Origin of the sequence: Sphingobium sp. KCTC 72723 (genome assembly GCF_014280435.1) — a bacterium.
In the GTDB taxonomy this organism is placed as follows: Bacteria; Pseudomonadota; Alphaproteobacteria; order Sphingomonadales; family Sphingomonadaceae; genus Sphingobium.
This window is the reverse complement of the sequence record NZ_CP060388.1, coordinates 3,628,791-3,649,931: the sequence shown is the minus strand read 5'-3', so window position 1 is coordinate 3,649,931 and position 21,141 is coordinate 3,628,791. Positions and strand designations below refer to the sequence as shown.

The following is a 21,141-nucleotide window of genomic DNA, read 5'->3' as shown; positions in this document are numbered from 1 at the left end:
ATGATGTACCTCAGTTTGAGAGTGTCATGCCGCCATCGACAATCAATTGGGTGCCGGTGATGAAGCGTGCCTCATCGGAGAGAAGGAACAACACGGCATTGGCGATATCGATCGCTTCCTGAAATTTGCGCAAGGGGATCTGATCGAGAAAGGTCTGCTCGGCCTTGGCCTGGCCCATATTCGTGTCCTGGCCCATGCGCGCGATGATGGATTCCATCATCGCGGTACGAACTTGGCCGGGATGAACTGAATTGCAGCGTATGGCCTGGCCCTTGCCGGCGCAATGCATCGCGATCGATCGCGTCAAATGCGCCACGGTGGCCTTGCTCGCACCGTAACTCACTACGAAGGCCGCCGGTATGAGTGCTGCGATCGAGGAAAGATTGACGATCGAGCCGCCGCCCGATCGCGACATCAGGGGAATGGCGTGTTTGCAACCCAATATCGTGCCATCTACATTCACGGCGAATATCCGGTGCAGATCGGTCAGGTCGATCGTCTCGATGTCCTCGCCCCCCTTGCTGCTGGCAAGCCCGGCATTGTTGACCAGACCGTCAAGGCCACCAGCATCCCGCTCCACTGTCGCGATCGCACTGACCCAAGCGTCCTCATCGGACACATCGAGCGGCAAGAAGGTTCCACCGGTCGCGCGCGCCAGGGCTTCGCCCGACGACATGTCGATATCGGCGATGAAGAGGCGGGCACCCTCTTCGGCAAGGCGCGTTACGAACGCAGCGCCCAATCCCGAACCGCCACCCGTCACCAAGATGCGTTTGCCGTTGACGCGCCCCATCAGAACAGCACCGATGTCTGGCCGAATACCCCTTCGGCTTCGAGTTCGGATCGCATCCTGTGAACGCCCACAACCTTGACGGGAGACTGGAAACCGACCTCTTTCGGCCGGCCTTGGAGCAGGGTATCGATGATGGTGGCGCCGATGACCGCTGTCATCACATAACCGGTAACGCCCCATATGGCGACGGACCGTGCGACCAGGGTTCCGCGGCCATGACATGTGAAGAGTACGCGGTGCTGCGTATAATCCTCTCGCGGCATATCACCCTGCGGCGCGATTTCATTAGCCCAGGCATTGGTTGCTTCCTCCTGCTCAGCAGCGGGCAAATGGGCATATTTCTCGGCGAATTCCTGCATCTTGGGTACCAGCATCGTCATCAGCCCCTGGTTGCGGAAAGTGACCAGCGTGGAGCAATTGATGACGCGAGGATCATGTTCGAAATACAGCGATTCACCGCCGCCGCTCCAGGGCAGGGCCGTCAGGACCTGATGGATTCCGGGGACAGACACCTGGAAATGTGCCGACGCCGGCCAGGGCGTAAGTTTATTATCGACCAGTCTCAACTGGGTCTGGCAACACATCCGCATAAAACTAAGCGTTGAAGCAGCGGATGGAATTCCGTGGAGCGTATAGAGAATGTCTACGCTGTCGATCCCCGGCTTTTCCAGCACGGATTCTGCCGCCAACAAGCCCGAAGTCCACATCGAGGACGTTGCCGGAGCAAGAACCAGCCCCTTTGCCGCAAAAGCCGCACCATAAGTGTCACGAATGAAGACTTTCCAGTCCTGCTCGCCGGTCGCGTCCAGATAGTGGCAACCGGCCGCAAGCGCCGCTTTCACGACCGGCTCGCCCAACTGCATATAAGGACCGACAAGATTGTGAACGACGGTCTTGCCGCGTAGCAGTTCTGTCAGCGCTACCTCATCGTGCGCGATTTCCACGACTTCATACCGTGCGCCCACCAGTTCGGGTTGGGCTTTCAGGCGCGCTTCAAGCCGCGCCTTGTTGCGGCCCGCTGCGATGAAGGGCACGCCGCGTTCCGCAAGCTTCCACATGACATGCTCGCCAGTGTAGCCGCTGGCGCCGTATAGGACGACCTTGATGTCACTCATGCACTCAACTCCTTGCTCTTGTTCTGCGGTCCGTGAATGGCCCCGGAATCACGGGTGAAGGCCTCAATCAAAAAACGTTCCTGGGGCTTTTCAGAGGCTGTTTTCGGGATTTCATGGACCACATGGACGAAATCCAGTTGCATGTTTGATTCCAGCCGTTCGCGCGCCCAGGCGAACAGGCTTTCCGGCTCGAAAGTCGCATGGTCGCGCGGAACAATGGCCGCGACGACATGTTTCTCGCCCGGCGCGCCCCGTTCGGCGCGAACGCCATAGACGAAGACGTCATCGACGTCGGGATGCAGCGCGAGCGCCTTTTCCACGAAGGCCGGGTTTATGAATTCGCCATTCCGCCGAATGCCGCCGCCCTTGCGAAATTCGTAGAATATCCAGCCATCAGCATCGGCGTGCACGATGTCGCCGGAATGCAACCAGCCGTCCACGACCTTCAGCGCGGACGCGGCGGGATTGTTGATATAGGTGACGGGTGGAAACGGCCCGGCCTCCAGCCGAAAGCACAATTCCCCCGACTGGCCGAGGGACACTTCAATCCCGTCTTCATCGACAATCTTGCCGATAAGGCCGGGGGCAATCCGACCGCAACTGCCCACCGGGCCTTCACCGACCCGCTTTATCGTCATTCCGCCTTCCATCGCACCGAAGAACTCGAAGACATCGACGCCGAACCGGCGTTCGAAATCTTCCCAGATCGCGGCGGGCATGCCTGCGGAGATGACTAGCCGAACCGGATTGTCAGCATCGTCCGGCTTGGGTGCCTCCGCGAATATGGCCGTTACCATTCCACCCAGTAAGGAGAAGGTTGTGCATCCGAGCGTCCGGGTGATGTCCCACAGGCGCGACTTGGTGAACTTGCGACTGAACACTGCGCGCAGGCCCATCCTGAGCGATGGCGCCAATGTTACGAATTGGGCATTGCCGTGGGTCAGCGATAATCCGCTGTAGGGGCGATCATCCAGTCTATATCCGAATACCGCCTCGCCATGGCCGGACACTGCATTGAAACGAGCATGGGGAATGACAATCCCTTTGGGGTCCCCGGTCGTCCCGGATGTATACATAACCTGCATCGGCTCTACGTCCTGCCGCACCATGATCGCGCGATGTTCGGCGGGAGGGGCATCGTTCATCGCGGTTCGCAGGCTAAACACTGGCAGTGCGCTGCCCTGAGGCCCGGCTTCGTCCACGGCTATCGCCCAGCGAATTTCAGGTGCCTTCGCCAGCGCCTCGATCAGGCCCGGCAGCGAGTAGCTCGCAGCCAATACGCCAAGGCATCCAGAATCGCGTAACATGTAGGCGAGTTTGTCGCCGCGCGTGCGTGGGTCGATAGGTACGAATACCGTTCCCAATATCGCTGATGCGATCATCGTCTCGACGAATTCAGGATGGTTCAGGATCAGAAGGGCAAAGCGATCCCCTTGGCTCAAACCACGATCGGCCAAAACGCCAGCTATGCGCTGGGCATTTTCCCACAGCTGGGCATAGGTCCGGCTCTCGAAATTACCTTCATGTTCAAAAGTCAGCACATCCAGATCGGGCTGGCATGCCGCGCGATCGGCGATGAGATGCGCGATACTGATAGGAGGGATTGTCGTCATAGCTTCACCGTTTCAAGATTGTGACGCACAGGGCCGCGACGTCACCGTTGATGTAACCGCCGCCATTTTCCGCCAGGCCGATGCGCGCGCCTGCCGTCTGGCGTGCTCCGGAGCGGCCCTGCAATTGTTCGGTCAGCTCGACGATCTGTGCGATGCCGGTTGCGCCGATCGGGTGTCCCTTCCGAAGTAAGCCGCCAGACGGGTTGACGATGATCCGCCCTCCCGGACCGGTAGCGCCGGATTCCACGAGCCTGCCGCCCTCGCCGGGTGCGCAAAGCCCTAGATATTCGGTGTGGAGAATTTCGGACGAGGCCGACGCATCGTGAAGTTCGACCACATCCAGATCCTCAGGACCGACGCCTGCGTCCTCATAGGTCTGGGCAACGGCTTTATAGAAGACGAGCGACTCTTCGCCCGCCGGATAATCCCAACTACTCTGTAGTGTGGAGGCCATAATCCTTACCGGATCGACAAGCCCCAGTTCGCGTGCCTTGCGCTCACTGATCAGGATGACTGCGGCGGCACCATCGCCAATGGGCGAACACATCGGCAAGGTTAGTGGCCAGATGATCTCGCGGGACGCCAGAACGTCTTCGACACTCACGACATCACAAAACTGTGCCCTGGGATTGAGCGCGCCAAACTTTGAATTTTTCGCCGGCACCGCAGCCAATTGCTCTCGCGTCGTGCCATATTTCTGCATGTGACCGATTGCCTCGGTCGCATATATGTCCATGAAAAGTGATCGGCTGGCGGCGGTTTCCGGATCCACTTCCATACCAACAGCCGCCATCTTCGCGTCAATCTGTTGGCGAAGCTCGTCCATCGCGAGTACATCGACAGCACCGGAAAAAACACAAAAGGTCTTTGCCTTGTCCGGATGGGTCAGCTTCTCATAGCCACAGGCAAGGACGATGTCATACGCGCCGAAGGTCACCATGGTGGCCGCCTGGTTGAGCGCCGTCGATGCGGTCGCACAGGCGTTTTCGACGTTTATGACCGGGATGCCGCCAATCCCCATTTCGCGCAGCACGACTTCGCCGGGGATGCACACCTGCCCGGTGATGGTGCCAGCCGCAGCATTGCCCATATAGGCGGCCTGAATGTCTGCGCTGGAGAGGCCGGCGTCCGCAAGGGCAGCCGCAATGGCTTCTCCAGCGAGGCTCTTGAGGGAACGGGCGGTGTGCTTTCCAAAGGTCGTCATGCCGACGCCTGCAACAATCGCATTCATTTTCATGGTGATTGGACCCTGTCGTCTGCGGGCTTAGAGAAGGTCGGGGTCCATCATCTGAAACCCGCCCTTGATTGCGAGAATGTCATTGCAGCCATCCTCGATCATGGAAGCGCGAGCATCGCGAAGGATTTTTTCGATGGGATATTCCCGCGTATTGCCATTGCCGCCAAGCATTTGCAGGGCGTCCGACGCTACCTCGAATGCCGTCTGCGTTGCAGTAACCTTCGCGGCCATCGCTGACTGGAGTGCGGGCACGGGCTGAGTGAAATTGAACAATGCGACGCGCCGGGTCAGCGCGCGCGATGCCTCCACTTTGCGATACATATGGAACAGCTTTTGTGCGACCGCCTGATGTCGATAGATCGGGACGCCACCCTGCTTGCGATCATGGGCGTATTTCCAGGCAATCTCGAATGCAGCGCGCGCGGAGCCAGTCCAGATGGCGCCCATCTGCCCATTGGCCTCACAATGGACCGCATAAACGGCGCGCTGGAACTCTTCAGGTCCGGCGATGATATGGTCCGCGGAAAGCTCGACATTGTCGAAGAATATCTCGCCCTGGGGAAGCGGGCGCTGCCCCAGCTTGTCGATAGACTTCCCCCGACTGACACCGTTGGTGTTCATTGGGACGATCATGACGACGCCGTTCTCCGGATCAGGGCCGTTGCCACGGTCGGCGGCCGAATAGAGCACGCAGACCTCCGCAATCGGTCCGTTCGAAACCCAGGCCGATTTCTGACCGTTCAGGATGACCTTGTCGCCGACCAGCTTCGCGACGCAATTGGGACGGCCGTAATTTCCCTGGGCGTGGAATATCTGCTTGGAAGGGTCGAGCGCATCCGACCCATGATCGGGTTCGGTGATGGCCCAGCACCCGATCAGGTCCACGGGATAACGCTCCAGCAGATATTGCTTGCCGAACATGAGGGTGAGCAGGGGAGGGAGTTGGCAGGCACCGATCGTCACGGACAGGCCGCCATCTCCCCATCCAAACTCCTCCATGATGATCGGAAGAATCTTCCCAAGGTCGGCAGGGGGTAGTTCGCTCAGTGTTACCGGATTGATATCAAGCGCCAGGTACTTCTCACGAAATTCCCAATAAGGGGAATCTGGTGCAATCACCTGTTCTGGTGTTAAGCGATCCAGCTTTTCACCGATCGGCCGCATGACGGTAGCGGCAAAACCGTGCGCCATATCTTGGAACGCCTGTTCGGTATCTGTGAGATCGGCTTCCGCCCCCGTCATGCCGAGTTTCACTTTCGGCTTCACCGGCCAACTCAATGGGCCGATCAACGCTTCGGTTGGTTCAACTGTGGGGGCGGATGCCATAACTACTCTCTCCTGGAGGCCTGCGAGCAATGGTTGATTTAGAACTTGACCCGAGCGGTGGCGTACCATTCGACCGGTCGACTATAGGTGCCGTAGGTGACGCCCCCGGCGACCTGGTTCTGGCCTGTCGTCAGATAGCGCTCATTGAGCAGGTTCGTGCCGCCAATGGAGAGTTCCCAATGCTCGCTCGGCTCGCGGTAGGTGACAGAAGCATTGAGCATATCCGTCGCGCCACGCGCTATAAGCACAGTATTTTCAGTGTCATTGAATAGTGAACTGGTGTGCGTGTAGTCTGCGGTGAACAAAACACTTCCGCCACTCCCAAGGCTCACGACATATTGTGGACTAAAATTGAATTTCCATTCCGGCGTCTTTGGCAGGCTGGACGCAGTCGTCACACCGGATGCACCGAACAGCACATTGGTATAACGCGCGTGGGTATAGCCAACGCTCGCTGACAGTGTCAGCGCTTCGACCGGTCTGGCCTGAAGCTCGACTTCGAAGCCATAGATTTCGGCGTTGCCCGCGTTGACGATAGTTGGCGAGGTTCCAACCTGCGCAGTGAGCTGAATGTTCTTATAGTCAGTATGGAACCCGGAGACGTTCAGAACGACCTTGCGATCCAGGAACTGCGATTTGATACCGCCGTCGAAAGTGTTCGCCTTTTCGGGGCCAAAGCTGGGAGCCGTTTGGCCTAGCGCTGGCGGTTGAGTAAGCCTGGTTGTCCAGCCGCCCGTTTTGTAGCCCCGCGAATAGGAGGCGTAGAGCATGACATCGCGGCTGGGCTTATATTCGAGGCCGATTTTAGGAGAGAAATTGCTGAAATTCAGACGATTTTTTCCAAGCGGATATATTCTGAGCACATCGGTCAGATCGGGGTAGCACAGCACGCCACCGGTCGCGGTGCAGAGTGCTACACGGTTCGCCGGCGTGGGATCGAGGCCGTTGAGCTTATAAAATGTCCCGTTCGGGTCAGCCTGTAGACCCTCGAACTGCTTCTTCTCCTCCGTGTAGCGTCCGCCAAGCGTTATACTGACCTGTTCAGTGATTTTGTAGTTCAGGTGCGCATAAGCGGCATACGCTTTTGTAGAGAGAAGGTTTTGTCCGTCTATCTGCAACAGCCCGCCCGGGAATGTCACGAGATCGTGCAAGTTGCCGCCCTCGTTGAAATAATAAAGTCCGGCCACATAGCTCAGTCGATCGTCAACGGCCTTGCCGGTCAGCTGAAATTCCTGGCTGAACTGATGCTGGTTCATCTCGAACGATGTCTCGAGGAAGGCGAGCGGTGAACCATCTTCGTCCTGTGCCGACTTCCATCGAAGCTCGCGATACGAGGTGATGGACTTGAGCACGGGCCCACCGAGGTCCCAATCGACAGTCAAGGCACCGCCATAATTGTTGAGACGCGAAAAGCTGTTGCCGGTCGCGTAGGTGGTGTCTTTGGATGGCGCAATGAACTGGTCGCCATAAGTCAGATGATCATTGCCTGGGACGCCGTCGACGTTGACGCCCGCCAGCGGTGTTCCAACATTGGCCCGTAGCCCGCAGATTTTGCCGAAAGGCAGTGTCGCCAGGATAGCGGCTGGCGTGTTGATGCAGGTGTTGTAGAAAAATCCAAACACGCCGCCGGTCGCAATGTCCGTGTGCGTCTTGAGTATGGAACTGGCTACGCCATTGGTGTTCTGATGAAGATAGTCACCTGTAAGCGTCGCTCTGATGTTTAGCGTCGCCTGCCATTCAAGCTTCCCGCGAACGGTATATTCGCCAAATCCGCCAAAATCGTTGGGGTGTCCGCGCCCGAAGCTGGGAAAGCTGTCGCTCTCACTTACCGATGCCGTGGCGCCCGGATATGGGAGGAGCTTCTGGTAGCCGTCTCGATTTTTGGTGGAGAAGCTTAACGTCGAGCGTAGGTCGGAGGTCAAAGGAACGTCAATTGCGCCCTTGACGTCAATGCGATTGAACCGACCCGTCGTTACCTCGGCCTTGGCCGCGAAAGTATCGCTAGGACGGCGGGTGACGATCGAGATCGCGCCACCGATCGAATTGCGTCCGAACAAGTCGCCCTGCGGGCCTTTCAGGATCTCGATCCGTTCGATATCCAGCAGATCCTGGTTCGCACCTACCGAACGCGCGAGATAAACGCCGTCCAGATAAATGCCGACACCTGGATCGAGATTGAATGCAAAATCATTCTGGCCAATGCCCCGGATATATGCGGAAAGCACCGACGACGACCCGGAAAACGGTGTTCCGGCATCAAGCGTTACGTTGGGAGCAAGGTTGCCGACGGCCGCGATCTCGGTCACACCTTTGGAGGCCAGCGCCTGCGACGAAAAAGCCGAAATCGCGATCGGAACGTCCTGGACTCTTTCCGAGCGCTTTTGCGCCGTTACAACGATGTCAGCCAGACCGCCCTTGTCTGCTTGTTCACCAGACGCGGGCGATGCCGCAGTCGTCTGAGCCGGTTCCTGGGCAAAGACCGTAGGTGCCGGTACGAAGATCGTTGCTACCGATGCCAGCGCAACGGCGCGTGCGTGGCGGATTCCAAAAAACTGGTTCATTTACCTCTCCCCTTCGATCCGAAGATCTATCGCCAGTCATCTCGACTGATCGTATGTGCGATCGAGCGTTCAGCACTCACATCGTTAAGGCAGCTTATGCCGCAACGAGACAGGCGAGTCTTTGCGCGGCTGGCCCAATTAATTTGCAAATTAGGAACTACTAGGGATTAGCGTGATGGATTGGTCTTGGTCAGGGTACTGACAAACGCCAGAGTATTTTAGTATGAAAATTATTATAATATATTGATAAATAACGATTAAAAAATTACAATATTTGTTTTTGCCTTTTGGATAGCAGCCAACTGTGGCACGGTTTGTCCGGTTAGAGTTGACATTTTTTGCGCTTGATCTGACCATAAAGAGGTATCTGGGGACGAATAGTGAGCGACGCCACATTAAAGCGACGACCCAAGCCCTTTGTTGTCAGGGGAGACGCGGCATCGTGGGCGGAGGGTCTATCATCCATCTTTGTCGAATTGGAGGTGGAGCAAACAGATCCTGCCCAGCGGCTTGTTGGACGTATGTATCGCTATCCGTTTGGTGATCTGACGTTCATCCGCGCCGTGACAAAAGGTGGCGCACATCGGGTCTTCCGTTCAGAGGAACTGATCAAAACCTCGCGGCACAATAACTTCTTTATCGGCTATCTCATTTCGGGTGCAGCCCGATTGTCGCAGGGCGGGAAATCTGCCGATCTGACTCCAGGGGATATTGCAATTCTCGATAGTACGCGCGCGTATAGCATTGAAGTGCCGGATAATTTCGACGCGCTTTGGATTCAGGCTCCCCGTTACCGTCTCGAGGGCCGACTATCGTCAGTCGCCGAGATAATGGCACAAACGATCGATGGTCATTCAGGAGTAGGATTTGTCGCATCGAGTCTTTTGCGATCGGCGCTGGCAGAGGCATCCCGTCTTCTTCCTCAGGAAGCCAACAGAATCGCAAATAGCCTTCTTGACCTGATCGGACTCGCCTTGGCTAAAGATACGAGCAAATTGCAGCCTGTATCGTCCCAGAACCGAGCATCTGCGCTACGGCGGGTTCAAGAGTTTATAGAATCCCGGTTGGACGATGAAGATCTCGATCTTCCCACAATTGCGCGCGAGCACCATCTCAGCGTCCGCTATCTCAACAAATTATTTGAGCGGGAGGGCATTTCTATAGCGCGTTGGATCAGGATGCGGCGCCTTGAACGTTGTCGCATAGATCTTGAAAGCACGGAGGGTAGGACGCGGGCTATCAGCGACATCGCCTACTCGCATGGCTTTGGAAACATCAGTCATTTCAATCGACAATTCAGAGCCCATTTTGGTTGTTCACCGCGAGCTTTCCGGGTCGATCATCGTTAACATATGCCATCGCCTTGGGTCCCTCAATTATCGTTACCGACAATCAGACATGGCTTTTTGCGCCACACGTCCGCGGTAACCGTCCGCAGCACACGCAAGCGCCGGGCATCTTAGCTCGACTTTGTACGTTTTTGGTCAGGTCCAAGTCCAGAAGATGCTGTTTTCAGCGATGTGGTCGAGGGCCTGATCGAGTGGCAAGACGCATCCGCCCATATCGTCAATATCTTCCCATTTTCGCCGGTGTGACCAGTAGCCGAGCCTGACTTCGTCGCGCGTGCCGACAGGCTTGAGGCGGGCGATCGGCGCGTCGGTTTCCAGCAGATAGAGATGGTAAGCGCCTTTGTCCTCGTACCAGCCCACGCCACCGCCGTTGGCTGCGTCAAACGTTTCGATGCGTAGAATGATTTCGTCGTCTTTCATGGAGCATCCATAGCTGCCTTCAGGTCACAGCGTATCCGATTCAACTTGCCGCATGGCAACAGCCCAAGCGTTGCAACGTGCTTCAGTTAGGATTCGAAGCATGGGATGTTGGACCAGAACAAGGCCGTTATCGGCGATGCCGTCCCCCAGATCCTGCGCCAATGGATGCAGGTATGGCGCCCCTGCTTCACTGCCCCCAGTTGGGAGCATGTACTTGTTCTTGTGATGGGCGGCCTGCTGGCCACGGGCAAACGGACCGTTACGTCCTGCCTGCGTGTGACCGGCCGATCCCATGCTGCCAACTTTGCCACCTATCACCAGGTCCTCAACCGCGCCCGTTGGAGCTCCCGTACGGTTGCCAGGCGACTGCTCGGCATTGTGGTCGAACGGCTCGTGCCAGATGGTCCCGTTGTCATTGGCATGGACGACACCATTGAGCGGCGATGGGGGCGCAGGATCACTGCCCGGGGTATATACCGAGACCCGGTCCGCTCCAGTCACGGCCATTTCGTCAAAGCCAGCGGACTGCGCTGGCTCAGCTTTATGGTGCTCACCCCGGTGTCGTGGACCAACTTGATCAAGGCGCTGCCGATCCTGACGTTGCTTGCCCCTTCAGAACGATCCAACCGTCAACGCGGCTGTCGTCACAAACTGCTGACGGACTGGGCCCGCCAGGGCGCGCTGCAGCTGTCTCGCTGGCTGCCAGGTCGTCGGATCGTCTTCATCGGCGACAGCAGCTTTGCCGTCCACGAACTGGCCCATGCCATTACGCCTCGGGCAACGCTCATCAGCCGGCTGCGGTTGGATGCCAGCCTGTTTGCGCCGCCTGCGAGGCGAACATCACGCACGATGGGACGGCCGGCACAGAAAGGGCCAGCACTGCCCAAGCTCAAGACCCTGCTCGCCAATCCGGCGACGCGCTGGACAAGCGTCCTCGTCTCTGCCTGGTATGGCCATGTCAACGGCAAGACGCTCGAGATCACATCCGACATCGCCTTATGGTACAGGCCGGGCACCCCGGTCTTGCCGGTTCGCTGGGTCCTGGTTCGCGACCCTGACGGAAAGCGCGAGCCGCAAGCCTTCTTCAGTACCGACATCACCCTCGAGCCCGCCGACATCATCGCCCTCTACGTCCGGCGGTGGCAGATCGAGGTCACATTTGCCGAAACCCGCGCTCACCTGGGTGTCGAGACACAGCGCCAGTGGACCAACAAAGCCATAGCGCGAACCACTCCGGCGCTGTTGGGTCTCTACTCTCTTATATCGCATCGCCTGTCCTGAGCGCCTGCCGCAGGCGGGCAGTCGAAGGGGGCCGGCGATCTGCTAACCAATAAAAGCAACCCTTATTCCGCCGCCTGGTATCGAAAAACCAGCCTGACCTTCAGTGACGCCATCGGCGCCGTCCGCCTCCAGCTCTGGGTCGGCGACATTAATCAACAATCCCCGCCGCCCCGAGAACCGCACTATATTCCGACAACCCGCCTCGTACGTATGGCTCAAGCACTATGCTTCGCTACCTAATCGTACAAAGTCGAGCTCAGAGGCTGACTCATAAAGAAGCGGTTTGATTACAGTCGCGTGCGATTCTGCGGGTAATTTGGTTGACGGATGCGATGAAAAGCCAGGTGGTGGCGCTTTCGATGGTTCGCTCGAAGTCCTTGGCGAGGCGGCGGTTGCGGTTCAGCCATGCGATTGTCCGCTCGACTACCCAGCGGCGTGGCAGAAGCTTGAAGCCCTTGGCGGCGTCGGAGCGCTTAATTATGTCCAAGGTCCATGTGCCGATTTTGGTGAGCGCGGTGCGCAGCTTGTCCCCGGCATATCCCCCATCGGCGAAGACGTGACGCAACCACGGGAAGGTTTGGCGGATGCTGGCAAGGACGTCAGGCGCACCGTCGCGATCCTGGATATCGGCGGTGTGAACGATGGCACCGACCAGCAGGCCCTGCGTGTCTGTGACGATGTGCCGTTTGCGACCCTTGATCTTCTTGCCCGCGTCAAAGCCCCGTGGGCCGCCACTTTCTGTCGTTTTCACACTTTGGCTATCGATGACACCCGCGCTGGGAGAAGCTTCCCGACCCATCGCTTCACGTGCCATTAGCAGCAGGGCGTGGTTGATCGATTTCCACACACCCATTGCGCTCCATCGGTAGAAATAATGCTGTACCGTGGTCATGGGCGGAAATAGCCCTGGCGGCAGCATCCGCCACGGCAGGCCGCCCCGAAGCAGATAAAGGATCGCCTCGACAATCTGCCGGTAATCCCAAACTGGCGGACGACCGAGCTTCGAACGCGGTGGGAGCAGCGGTTCCAAAATCGCCCATTCCGCGTCAGTCAGATCACTTGGCAAAAGCAGTTCGGCTCTGGCATACTGCCGCCGGGTGGTGTCGGTCCACATGTGTCACTCCGTCGTCGTTTCGCAACTCCGACTGAATCACCTCTCGCTGATATCACCCAACTTCTTTTTCGGTCAGCCTCTCAATAGCGGTTAGCCCGCTGCGCCGTCGTATGATCGACGACATGATGTTGCGCAACTTGTCGTCGGCTCCCCAGCGTTCCTACCTTCACGCCGTCACGAAGTTCAGTCGTCACTTTGGACGTTCACCGGATCGGCTTGGGCTCGAGGATGTCCGGGCATTTCAGGTCTATCTCGTGTCGCAGGGGATTTTCTAACCATCGCTGAACCAGACCGTGTGCGCATTGCACTTTTTCTATGGGGTGACGCTGAACCGGGGCGAGATACCCGAGCGGATCGCCTATGCGCGCACGCGTCGCAAGCTGCCTGCGATCTTAAGTCCCGATGAAGTGGTACGCTTTCTTGCGGCTGTTTGAACCGCGCTGGGTCTGCCGGAGGCGTTGGGTTGTGAGTCACGCTGCCATATCGATATTGTTTGCGGCAGCATAATATTGATCTTCGGCTTCGGCGAGGCGCTCGGTGTACTTGATGGACACGTATTGCGCGCCACGATCGCTATGGTGGATGAGGCCGCCCCGATCGGTCGGCCGGCGATCGTGAAGCGCCTGCTCCAAGGCATCCAGCACGAAGCTGGCGTGCGCCGTCCGGCTGGCCTGCCAGCCGACGATCCGCCGCGCATAGGTATCGATGACTACGGCGACGTAGACGAACCCCGCCCAGGTCGCAACGTAAGTGAAGTCCGACACCCACAGCATGTTCGGCGCTGGCGCGTAGAACTGGCGGTTGACGTGATCGAGCGGGCACGCCGCCGCCTTGTCGCTGATCGTGGTGCGCACCGGCTTGCCTCGGATCACCACTGCCAAGCCCATTTCGCGCATCAGTCGCGCGACTGTACAGCGGGCGACGGACACGCCCTCCCGCATCATCTGCCGCCAGACTTTGCGCGCACCGTAGGCCGCGAAGTTCTCGGAAAACACGCGCGCGACCTCGGGCTTGAGGGCCGCATCCTGCCGTGCCCGCGCTGACAGGCGTGTCGGATCTCCGCGATCGACACCACCGCTGCTCATCGCGAGGGATGATCCCGCTCGTGGTCGAAAATCATCCGTACCGCGCGTTCGCGAACTTCCGGCGCAAACTTGTTCGTTGTCTTGCTCATACAGGCTCCACCTTCTCAGGAGTTAGAGCCTCCGGCAAACCCGGAGCGGTTCAACTGTCAGCTTCCAGTTTTCCGTCCTAAGTTGCGGACCGTCCGGTTCTGGCCGTTCCCGACGAGATCGAAAAACATGTCGATCGGCTTTAATGGAAATAGGAATGCAGCCCAGTAAGCCCGCTCGATCAAACGGCATCCCACGGGTTGATCGTGGCGGAAAGGGCGAGGATCGTACGCGCGTGCCGCACGGCCACGGCTTTGCGGTCCGCGCCATAGCCACCACCCAGCGTACTGGCCAACGGAATGCCGCGCCGCTTCGCTTCTGTCGCCACAAAGCGGTCGCGGTCCGCAAGGCCATGGTCGGTCAAGGACAACCGGCCCAGTTTGTCGTCCGCATGGGCATCGACACCTGCCTGCAAAAGGATCAGTTCCGGCACGAAATGATCGAGGACCATGGGCAGCGATCCGGCCAGAGCTTTCAGATAGCCGGCATCGCCCGTTGCATCGGGTAGTCCGACATCCAGTGACGAGCGTGCCTTGCGTGCGGGGAAATTCTTTTCGGCATGAATGGAAAGCGTGAAGATGTCGCTGCGCCCTGCGGTCAGGGCCGCAGTGCCATCACCCTGATGCACGTCGAGATCGAGGATTAAGATGCGCGACACGTTGCCCTCCTCGATCAGCCTGTTGGCGGCGAGCGCCAGATCATTGAATACGCAATAGCCCGCGCCCGAATCGGCCTGGGCGTGATGGCTGCCGCCAGCGGAATTTGCAGCAAATCCGTGCTGAAGCGCCAGCTTCGCCGCGAGCCATGTTCCACCGGGGGAGAGTTGCGATCGCCGGGAAATCGGCTCGTCGATCGTAAAGCCGATCCGGCGCTGCTTGGCCGCTGGCACCGAGCAGCCGATGACTTCGTCAACATAGGCAGATTCGTGGACCGCTTCGAGCCATTCTCGCGGCATCGCTTCGGGCGCATGGACTGTCATTGCTATGCCACTTTCGCGCAGCGCACGCATGACCAGCGCATATTTGTCATGCGGGAAAGTACCCGTGCGCTCGGTTTCAATCACATAGCCGGGATGATGGACGACATGCAGCATCGCCTGACAGGTAGAACTTCAAGGCGTACAGGTCGAGCGGCATTGCTGGGCGTAAGCCTTGGAATTTCTGCCGGTAGCCTCCGCCATGGACAACACAGGCGAGCCGTGCCGACCATCCAGCGGCAAATTGCTCTTCTCCAACTACCGTCCGTCGGCTTATTATGATCACCAGAACAGAAGCTTGTGACTTGCTACTGCGTTTCCTATATTAAAAACATCTATCACTACTTTGGCAGAAGTGTAATTTTTGGGATTGAACAAACCCGCTGACGCGGGAGATGTGTAGGTATTGGCTGGAATGGCCTCCTGATGAGAAGGTTTGGTTGCTGAGACCAACCCCTGATCAGGAGACCACCCCATGGCTGATACCACAACAGCGGTTAGCCCGCTGCGCCGTCGTATGATCGACGACATGATGTTGCGCAACTTGTCGCCGGCTACCCAGCGTTCCTACCTTCACGCCGTCACGAAGTTCAGTCGTCACTTTGGACGTTCACCGGATCGGCTTGGGCTGGAGGATGTCCGGGCATTTCAGGTCTATCTCGTGTCGCAGGGGATTTCCTGGCCATCGCTGAACCAGACCGTGTGCGCATTGCGCTTTTTCTATGGGGTGACGCTGAACCGGGGCGAGATACCCGAGCGGATCGCCTATGCGCGCACGCCTCGCAAGCTGCCCGCGATCTTAAGTCCCGACGAGGTGGTACGCTTTCTTGAGGCGGTGCCGTCGTTGAAGTCCCGTGCCGCGCTGACCACTGCCTATGCTGCGGGACTACGCGTATCGGAAGCGGTGAGCCTGAAGATTGGCGATATCGACAGCGACCGGATGCTGCTGCAGGTTCGCCACGGCAAGGGTGCCAAGGATCGCACAGTGATGCTTTCGGCTCAGTTGCTCGATATCCTGAGGACGTATTGGCGGCTGACCCGTCCGACCGACTGGTTATTCCCTGGTCGGGGCGAGAGGCCGATCGACGTGACTGTGCTCCATTCGGCGTGCCGGTCAGCCACCAAGGCGGCGGGGTTGACCAAGAAGGTCAGCGTGCACACGCTGCGCCACAGCTTTGCCACTCATTTGCTCGAGAGCGGCGTCGATATCCGCATTATCCAGGTGTTGTTGGGGCATAATAGTCTCTCGACGACAGCGCGCTATACCCAGGTTGCCACGACCACGATCGCTGCGGCGCAGAGCCGCTCGACCGTTTGACGCTCGAGGTGGTGCCGCCCGCCTGAGCCGGGACCGTGCGTTCCGATCTGGAGGTGGCGGATATTTTCCGCCGCCATGGTCATGCCTATCGCCACGCCAACGACAGCCATCTTGGTCGCGTCGAGCGGCGCGTCATGTCTGCGATCGAGCTCTGCCGAACTGCTGCGCTTGGAGGTCACGTCGAGGCCTGCGAGGACTGCGCGCATGCCCGCGTCGCTTACAACTCTTGTCGCAACCGGCACTGCCCGAAGTGCCAGAGCACGACGCGCGAACGGTGGCTCGCTGACCCGCAAGCCGATCTGTTGCCAGTGCCCTATTTCCACGTCGTGTTCACGGTGCCGAGCGAAGTCGCCGAGATCGCGTTCCACAATAAGGCGGTTGTTTATGCGATCTTGTTTGACGCGGTCGCAGCGACGCTCAAGACCATCGCAGCCGATGCCAGGCACCTTGGTGGCGAGATCGGATTCCTGGCCATTCTTCACACGTGGGGGCAGGCGCTCACGCATCATCCGCACATTCACTGTCTCGTTCCGGGCGGCGCGCTTTGTTCGGATGGACAGTGGCGCGGCTGCCGACCGAACTTCTTCTTGCCCGTCCATGTCCTCTCACGCCTGTTCCGGCGACTATTCCTCGAAAGGCTCCAGGCGGCACATGCAGCCGGGCGGCTACGCTTCTCCGGCAAGCTGGATGAGTTAGATGACGCCGATGTCTTTGCCGGAGCGATCGCCAAGCTGCGGCGCAAAAACTGGATCGTCTATGCCAAGCCGCCGTTCGGATCGCCCGAACATGTCCTCGCCTATCTCGGTCGCTACACACACCGGGTCGCCATCGCCAACAGTCGCCTCGTCAGCGCTGACGAGACCAAGGTAACCTTCCGCTGGCGTGATTACCGGCGTGGCAACGCGCCCAGGCAGATGTCGCTTCATCCGCACGAGTTCATTCGTCGCTTCCTCATCCACAGCCTGCCAGACGGCTTTCATCGCATTCGCCACTATGGGTTCCTCGCTAACGGCTGCCGCCGGGCACGGCTCGCCACAATACGGCAGATCCTGATCCCGACGGAGCCGATTGCGACCGCCGCGGCCGAGGTCAGCGAGCCCACCAGGCTGCTCCCGCACTTTGATCCAACCCAGTGCCCATGCTGTGGCGGCATTCTGCGCGTCACCGCCACGCTGCCGCGATGGCGCAACGGGCTGTCGCGACCGTGGCCCGATACGTCATGACCGCAGGACCTCGATCGAACATTCGACTTGGCAGCGGCGTGACATCTGCGCTGACGATCCCCCATGTCTGCCATCTTGCAATTCCGCTCGCCGGACAGCAGCGCCGTCCCGAAGTCCGCGCAAATATCCGTTTGGCGCGTCGATTACCTCGACCTATGCCGCCAATACGGCATCGTACTCACCAGCACAGTGATATCGGATCATCCCAGACCGGTCGCCCGCAACCAGAGGCGCGGCACTAATCCCATAGCTCGCGAGCGCGTCAGCGGGCTCGTTCAATCCGGCTTCAATGAGGTCGCGCCGCACCACGACGCCAGCGTTGCGCCGTGCGACCTCACAGAACCCTCCAGATTCCCTGCGGGGGAAATGCGTGATTCATAGGGAGCCAGCTTTGATGGAGGCTGGCGATAGAAGAGGATTGGCAGCGGGATCTCGAAATTGGCAACGGTGGAGCTGGCGACCGGCGCCTCGTTGATCCCGCTGCTGAAAAAGGTCAATGCTGGCTAGATAGCGATAGGCCGGGAACCGAGCGATCTTGAGTTGATAGGATACCGATAGCATCTGCCGTTCGGCGGTTTCAGCTTTCAGGGCCAGGGCAAGATTTCGACCATCTCCCTATCGCTGCGGGGAGCGCGCAACAGATGGCGCTGTAGCCGCCCCCTTTTGCACGCCGATCTACAGGATGTGTGTCATGTCGCGCATTGGATCGCGTCGCGCTTATCGCCACAGATAATCTCGGCGCAGTTAAAAACGTCTTTGTCGGTTTAACAAAGAGGGGGGAATCGCTGTCTGTGATCGTACATCGCCAGCGCTGGCCTATAGCCGAGTCTAGATCGCCCCAAATACTCGCTTTCCAACAGCCTCCGTTCCAGGCGCGAGAATCGATCATTCGCCTAATTTTCATTTGTTTTTCCTAACGCGCGGATGTTGCGTCCGGGGAGGATCGTCTGAAATTCCCGCCGCGATAAACGAGCGCAGAGAATTATCTATATATCAGATAAGTAATGGAAAATCGGACTATGGGTTACGACTTGCATCCCCTCGCGCACAGCTCTTCTGGCGAAAGCCACCCTGTCGCGCCTTGCCGGTTGACATTTGCCTAATCATAGTTAGTCTGGCGCTCTCAAAGATGCTCATAGGGCACGCCAAAAATGGGAGAGTGATATGAATGTTAAGCAACAATTGGCTTGCGGCATTGCCAGCATAGGGATTCTGGCTGCCATGCCTGCATTGGGCCAGGATGCGCCAGGGGCTGAGGCCCAGGGTCAGGGCAACGAAAAAATTGCGTCACCAGCCGACATTGTCGTCACCGCTCAGCGTCGGGAACAGTCCCTGTCCAAAGTGCCGGTGGCCGTCGCGGCTTTCAACGCCGATACGCTTCAGTCGCGCAATGTGGCCAGTGAACAGGATCTGGCGGCGCTGGTTCCCGGCTTGATCGTCAAAAGCGGCCAGAACTCCAACCAGCTCAACTTTACGCTGCGTGGCCAGACGCTCGATCCGTTTTCCGGCTCCAGTCCCGCCGTTTTGACCTATATCAACGAAGCGCCGGCCACCGAAGGCAATACATCGACGGCCTTTTTCGACTTTAATTCGGTTCAGGTTCTCAAAGGACCGCAGGGCACCTTGTTCGGTCGCAACGCAACCGGCGGCGCGATCCTGTACGAAACGACCAAGCCGGGTGACGACTTTGGCGGGTTCCTGACGGTAAAGGGTGGCCAGCGGAACTATATCCAGGTTCAGGGCGCTCTGGATATTCCGGTTTCCGACATCATCAAGGTCCGCGTCGCGGGTGATTATAACAAGCAGGATGGCTACATCCGCAACATCAACACGGGCAACACGCTAGGCGACACGGACTCGCTTTCCGGTCGTATCACGGTCGTGATCGAGCCACGGGACGGTTTCAAAATGACGACCGTCGCGCAGTATAGCGATTTCGGCGGATCGGAAGGCGCGGGCGGCCTCTATTCCTATCATTCGGTGGGCGAAACCAACAATGGCTATGTGCTCAACAGCACGCTCGATGCACTTTACGGCTTGAACAGTCCTTTTGCGCCATTGCTTGGCAATGGACCGCGTGGCGACGGGACATGGCCAGGCGCCGTGCCGGGTTATCTGGCATGGCAACAGGCAAACCCCTACAAGGTCTGGCTGAGCTATGACCTCCCCCACAAGGCACATACGGCGTTCATCACCAATACCGTCGAAGCGGAAATCGGTGATGATGTGGTTCTCAAGAATATCTTCAACTATGCCGATGCCTTCGCGCGCACGCCGGGCATTCTGACTGGCTCACCCTTTGGTTCATTGAGCCTCTACAATCGTTCCGGTCTGGGCAATGGTCCTCCCGGTGGCGAGGAGTTCAGCACCGAGCGGATTTCCAACGAGCTTCAGCTTCAGGGGAAAACCGGCGGCCTGGAATATATATTGGGCGTCTTTTATTCGGACACGACAAAGCAGGAATATATTCCGGTGATCGTCGGTGCGGAATTGCCGACGCCGCTGGCCGACATTGCCTATAATTATGAAGTCGGAAACGAATCTAAGGCTGTGTTCGGCCAGTTGACTTATGCCGTGACCGACAAGCTGAGCGTGACGGCCGGCGGACGCTATAGCTGGGAAACGGTGAGCCTTCGCCAGAAGGCGGGAAGCCTGTTCAACCTGAGTGGCGCCACGCCGCTCAAGCAGGAGGCCAAGCTGAAGGATCCAAGCTGGACCTTCAATATCCAATATCAGATCAATTCCGGCAACATGGTCTATTTCGCGCAACGCGGCAGTTTCCGCGCGGGTGGTTTCAATGGCGCGGTCGGGCCATTCAACAACGCCAATTTCTTCGACAATGAAAACACCTATGATTTCGAACTGGGTTACAAGTTCAACGACTATATCGGGGCCATGCCGACACGGATCAATCTGGCCATCTATCGCCAGATTGTGAAGGACGCGCAGCATTCGCTGTTCGTCGACCTGGGGGCAGGCCCGTCGGCGTTCACCGTGAACGTGCCTGAAAAGCGCATTCAGGGCGTGGAGTTCGACGCCAACGTCAAACCCAGCGATTGGCTGGAACTTGGCATATCGGGTGCCTATACCGACGCGAAATTCACCAAGAATATCGTAGATCTTGCGCCGCTGGGTGGACCGATAATCCCGTTCGACACCTATTCCGATGCCCCCAAATGGGCCGGTTCGGTCTTTGCCGAAATCACCATGCCCCTGTCGGAAGATGTCGGGAAGGTGAAGCTGCGTACCGACGTGTTCGGCCAGACTTCGACCCATTTTTCGAACAATGAAGGGTCGATAACGCCGCGCACCAAATTGCCTGGCTACGCGACCGTCGACGTTCGCTTGAGCTGGAACGAGGTGATGGGCAGCAAATTCTCGGTCGCGGCCTATGCCAAGAATCTGCTCGACGAATTTTACTATAATTCGGGCTATGTCGAAGGCGGCAGCGGCGGCTTCAATACGGCAATCTGGGGCGAGCCCCAGACCTTTGGCGCGGAAGTGACCTATCGTTTTTAAGGTCGAATGATCGAGGGCAGGGGCGCATTGCCCCTGCCCATATTGCCCAAAATCCTGCCGATCAGATCCATATGCCCGTAGTTGCGCATCTTCGGGCGATGGGCCGGACCATCGCGCCAAGAAA

The 21,141-nt window shown here is 58.3% G+C and carries 15 protein-coding genes and 1 pseudogene; 6 read left to right on the top strand and 10 right to left on the bottom strand.

Translation table 11 applies throughout. From position 1 onward, the window contains the following. Positions 1–10: 10 nt before the first annotated feature. From SPBM01_RS17595 to SPBM01_RS17570, 6 genes are read right to left on the bottom strand one after another with little or no spacing between them, the layout of a single operon-like run. On the bottom strand, positions 11–793 hold the full coding sequence (locus tag SPBM01_RS17595) for an SDR family NAD(P)-dependent oxidoreductase (RefSeq protein WP_188062827.1): 783 nt from the start codon (positions 791–793) through the stop codon (positions 11–13). Continuing rightward, positions 793–1,908: a saccharopine dehydrogenase family protein gene (locus tag SPBM01_RS17590; RefSeq protein WP_188062826.1), complete on the bottom strand. Its 1,116-nt coding sequence runs from the start codon at positions 1,906–1,908 to the stop codon at positions 793–795. Before SPBM01_RS17590 ends, SPBM01_RS17595 begins: the two co-directional genes overlap by 1 nt. Then, on the bottom strand, positions 1,905–3,521 hold the full coding sequence (locus tag SPBM01_RS17585) for an AMP-binding protein (protein ID WP_188062825.1): 1,617 nt from the start codon (positions 3,519–3,521) through the stop codon (positions 1,905–1,907). The genes SPBM01_RS17590 and SPBM01_RS17585 overlap by 4 nt, the downstream gene beginning before the upstream one ends. 4 nt (positions 3,522–3,525) lie before the next feature. Beyond that, positions 3,526–4,758 carry a thiolase family protein gene (locus SPBM01_RS17580; RefSeq protein WP_188062824.1) on the bottom strand — a complete coding sequence of 411 codons (1,233 nt, stop codon included), beginning with the start codon at positions 4,756–4,758 and terminating at the stop codon, positions 3,526–3,528. A gap of 27 nt (positions 4,759–4,785) precedes the next feature. Continuing rightward, on the bottom strand, positions 4,786–6,084 hold the full coding sequence (locus tag SPBM01_RS17575; RefSeq protein WP_188062823.1) for an acyl-CoA dehydrogenase family protein: 1,299 nt from the start codon (positions 6,082–6,084) through the stop codon (positions 4,786–4,788). 38 nt (positions 6,085–6,122) lie between these two features. After that, positions 6,123–8,645, bottom strand: a complete 2,523-nt coding sequence (locus SPBM01_RS17570) for a TonB-dependent receptor (protein WP_188062822.1) — start codon at positions 8,643–8,645, stop codon at positions 6,123–6,125. A gap of 380 nt (positions 8,646–9,025) precedes the next feature. On the opposite strand from SPBM01_RS17570, the gene SPBM01_RS17565 reads away from it, so the two are divergent. Beyond that, positions 9,026–9,994, top strand: coding sequence for a helix-turn-helix domain-containing protein (locus tag SPBM01_RS17565; protein ID WP_188062821.1), 969 nt, complete (start codon positions 9,026–9,028; stop codon positions 9,992–9,994). A 135-nt stretch (positions 9,995–10,129) separates the two neighbouring features. Here the strand turns inward: SPBM01_RS17565 and SPBM01_RS17560 are convergent, their stop codons facing one another. Next, entirely contained in the window at positions 10,130–10,414 is a 285-nt protein-coding gene (locus SPBM01_RS17560; RefSeq protein WP_119750773.1) for a hypothetical protein, read from the bottom strand. Between the two features lie 105 nt (positions 10,415–10,519). Between SPBM01_RS17560 and SPBM01_RS17555 the strand changes: the two genes are divergently transcribed. Continuing rightward, positions 10,520–11,695: a transposase gene (locus SPBM01_RS17555; protein ID WP_223177730.1), complete on the top strand. Its 1,176-nt coding sequence runs from the start codon at positions 10,520–10,522 to the stop codon at positions 11,693–11,695. Positions 11,696–11,963: 268 nt separating this feature from the next. Here SPBM01_RS17555 and SPBM01_RS17550 read toward each other — a convergent pair whose 3' ends face one another. Further along, positions 11,964–12,809 (bottom strand): IS5 family transposase, encoded by an 846-nt coding sequence (locus SPBM01_RS17550; protein WP_188062694.1) that lies wholly within the window; start codon positions 12,807–12,809, stop codon positions 11,964–11,966. 110 nt (positions 12,810–12,919) lie between these two features. On the opposite strand from SPBM01_RS17550, the gene SPBM01_RS22250 reads away from it, so the two are divergent. After that, entirely contained in the window at positions 12,920–13,084 is a 165-nt protein-coding gene (locus SPBM01_RS22250) for a phage integrase N-terminal SAM-like domain-containing protein (protein ID WP_223177729.1), read from the top strand. A 243-nt stretch (positions 13,085–13,327) separates the two neighbouring features. On the opposite strand, the pseudogene SPBM01_RS17540 reads toward SPBM01_RS22250, so the two are convergent. Both SPBM01_RS17540 and SPBM01_RS17535 read right to left on the bottom strand, forming a co-directional pair. Beyond that, positions 13,328–13,867, bottom strand: a pseudogene (locus SPBM01_RS17540) (IS3 family transposase); the annotation flags it as partial. 295 nt (positions 13,868–14,162) lie between these two features. Next, positions 14,163–15,074, bottom strand: a complete 912-nt coding sequence (locus SPBM01_RS17535; RefSeq protein WP_188062820.1) for a histone deacetylase — start codon at positions 15,072–15,074, stop codon at positions 14,163–14,165. A 358-nt stretch (positions 15,075–15,432) separates the two neighbouring features. Here SPBM01_RS17535 and SPBM01_RS17530 point away from each other — a divergent pair, with 358 nt between their 5' ends. The 3 genes from SPBM01_RS17530 (at position 15,433) to SPBM01_RS17515 (ending at position 21,017) form a co-directional block, all read left to right on the top strand. Beyond that, positions 15,433–16,275, top strand: a complete 843-nt coding sequence (locus SPBM01_RS17530) for a tyrosine-type recombinase/integrase (RefSeq protein WP_262504249.1) — start codon at positions 15,433–15,435, stop codon at positions 16,273–16,275. A 35-nt stretch (positions 16,276–16,310) separates the two neighbouring features. After that, the gene (locus SPBM01_RS17525; RefSeq protein ID WP_188062819.1) at positions 16,311–17,498 is read left to right on the top strand and encodes an IS91 family transposase; all 1,188 of its coding nucleotides are present in this window, start codon (positions 16,311–16,313) and stop codon (positions 17,496–17,498) included. A 1,221-nt stretch (positions 17,499–18,719) separates the two neighbouring features. After that, positions 18,720–21,017 (top strand): TonB-dependent receptor, encoded by a 2,298-nt coding sequence (locus tag SPBM01_RS17515; protein WP_262504248.1) that lies wholly within the window; start codon positions 18,720–18,722, stop codon positions 21,015–21,017. Positions 21,018–21,141: the final 124 nt, after the last annotated feature.

Excerpts from the sequence above, each read along its gene's own strand:
- SPBM01_RS17595 (WP_188062827.1), bottom strand. The coding sequence starts at position 793 with ATGGGGCGCGTCAACGGCAAACGCATCTTGGTGACGGGTGGCGGTTCG.
- SPBM01_RS17590 (WP_188062826.1), bottom strand. The coding sequence starts at position 1,908 with ATGAGTGACATCAAGGTCGTCCTATACGGCGCCAGCGGCTACACTGGC.
- SPBM01_RS17585 (WP_188062825.1), bottom strand. The coding sequence starts at position 3,521 with ATGACGACAATCCCTCCTATCAGTATCGCGCATCTCATCGCCGATCGC.
- SPBM01_RS17580 (WP_188062824.1), bottom strand. The coding sequence starts at position 4,758 with ATGAAAATGAATGCGATTGTTGCAGGCGTCGGCATGACGACCTTTGGA.
- SPBM01_RS17575 (WP_188062823.1), bottom strand. The coding sequence starts at position 6,084 with ATGGCATCCGCCCCCACAGTTGAACCAACCGAAGCGTTGATCGGCCCA.
- SPBM01_RS17570 (WP_188062822.1), bottom strand. The coding sequence starts at position 8,645 with ATGAACCAGTTTTTTGGAATCCGCCACGCACGCGCCGTTGCGCTGGCA.
- SPBM01_RS17560 (WP_119750773.1), bottom strand. The coding sequence starts at position 10,414 with ATGAAAGACGACGAAATCATTCTACGCATCGAAACGTTTGACGCAGCC.
- SPBM01_RS17555 (WP_223177730.1), top strand. The coding sequence starts at position 10,520 with ATGTTGGACCAGAACAAGGCCGTTATCGGCGATGCCGTCCCCCAGATC.
- SPBM01_RS17550 (WP_188062694.1), bottom strand. The coding sequence starts at position 12,809 with ATGTGGACCGACACCACCCGGCGGCAGTATGCCAGAGCCGAACTGCTT.
- SPBM01_RS22250 (WP_223177729.1), top strand. The coding sequence starts at position 12,920 with ATGATCGACGACATGATGTTGCGCAACTTGTCGTCGGCTCCCCAGCGT.
- SPBM01_RS17535 (WP_188062820.1), bottom strand. The coding sequence starts at position 15,074 with ATGCTGCATGTCGTCCATCATCCCGGCTATGTGATTGAAACCGAGCGC.
- SPBM01_RS17530 (WP_262504249.1), top strand. The coding sequence starts at position 15,433 with ATGGCTGATACCACAACAGCGGTTAGCCCGCTGCGCCGTCGTATGATC.
- SPBM01_RS17515 (WP_262504248.1), top strand. The coding sequence starts at position 18,720 with ATGCCTGCATTGGGCCAGGATGCGCCAGGGGCTGAGGCCCAGGGTCAG.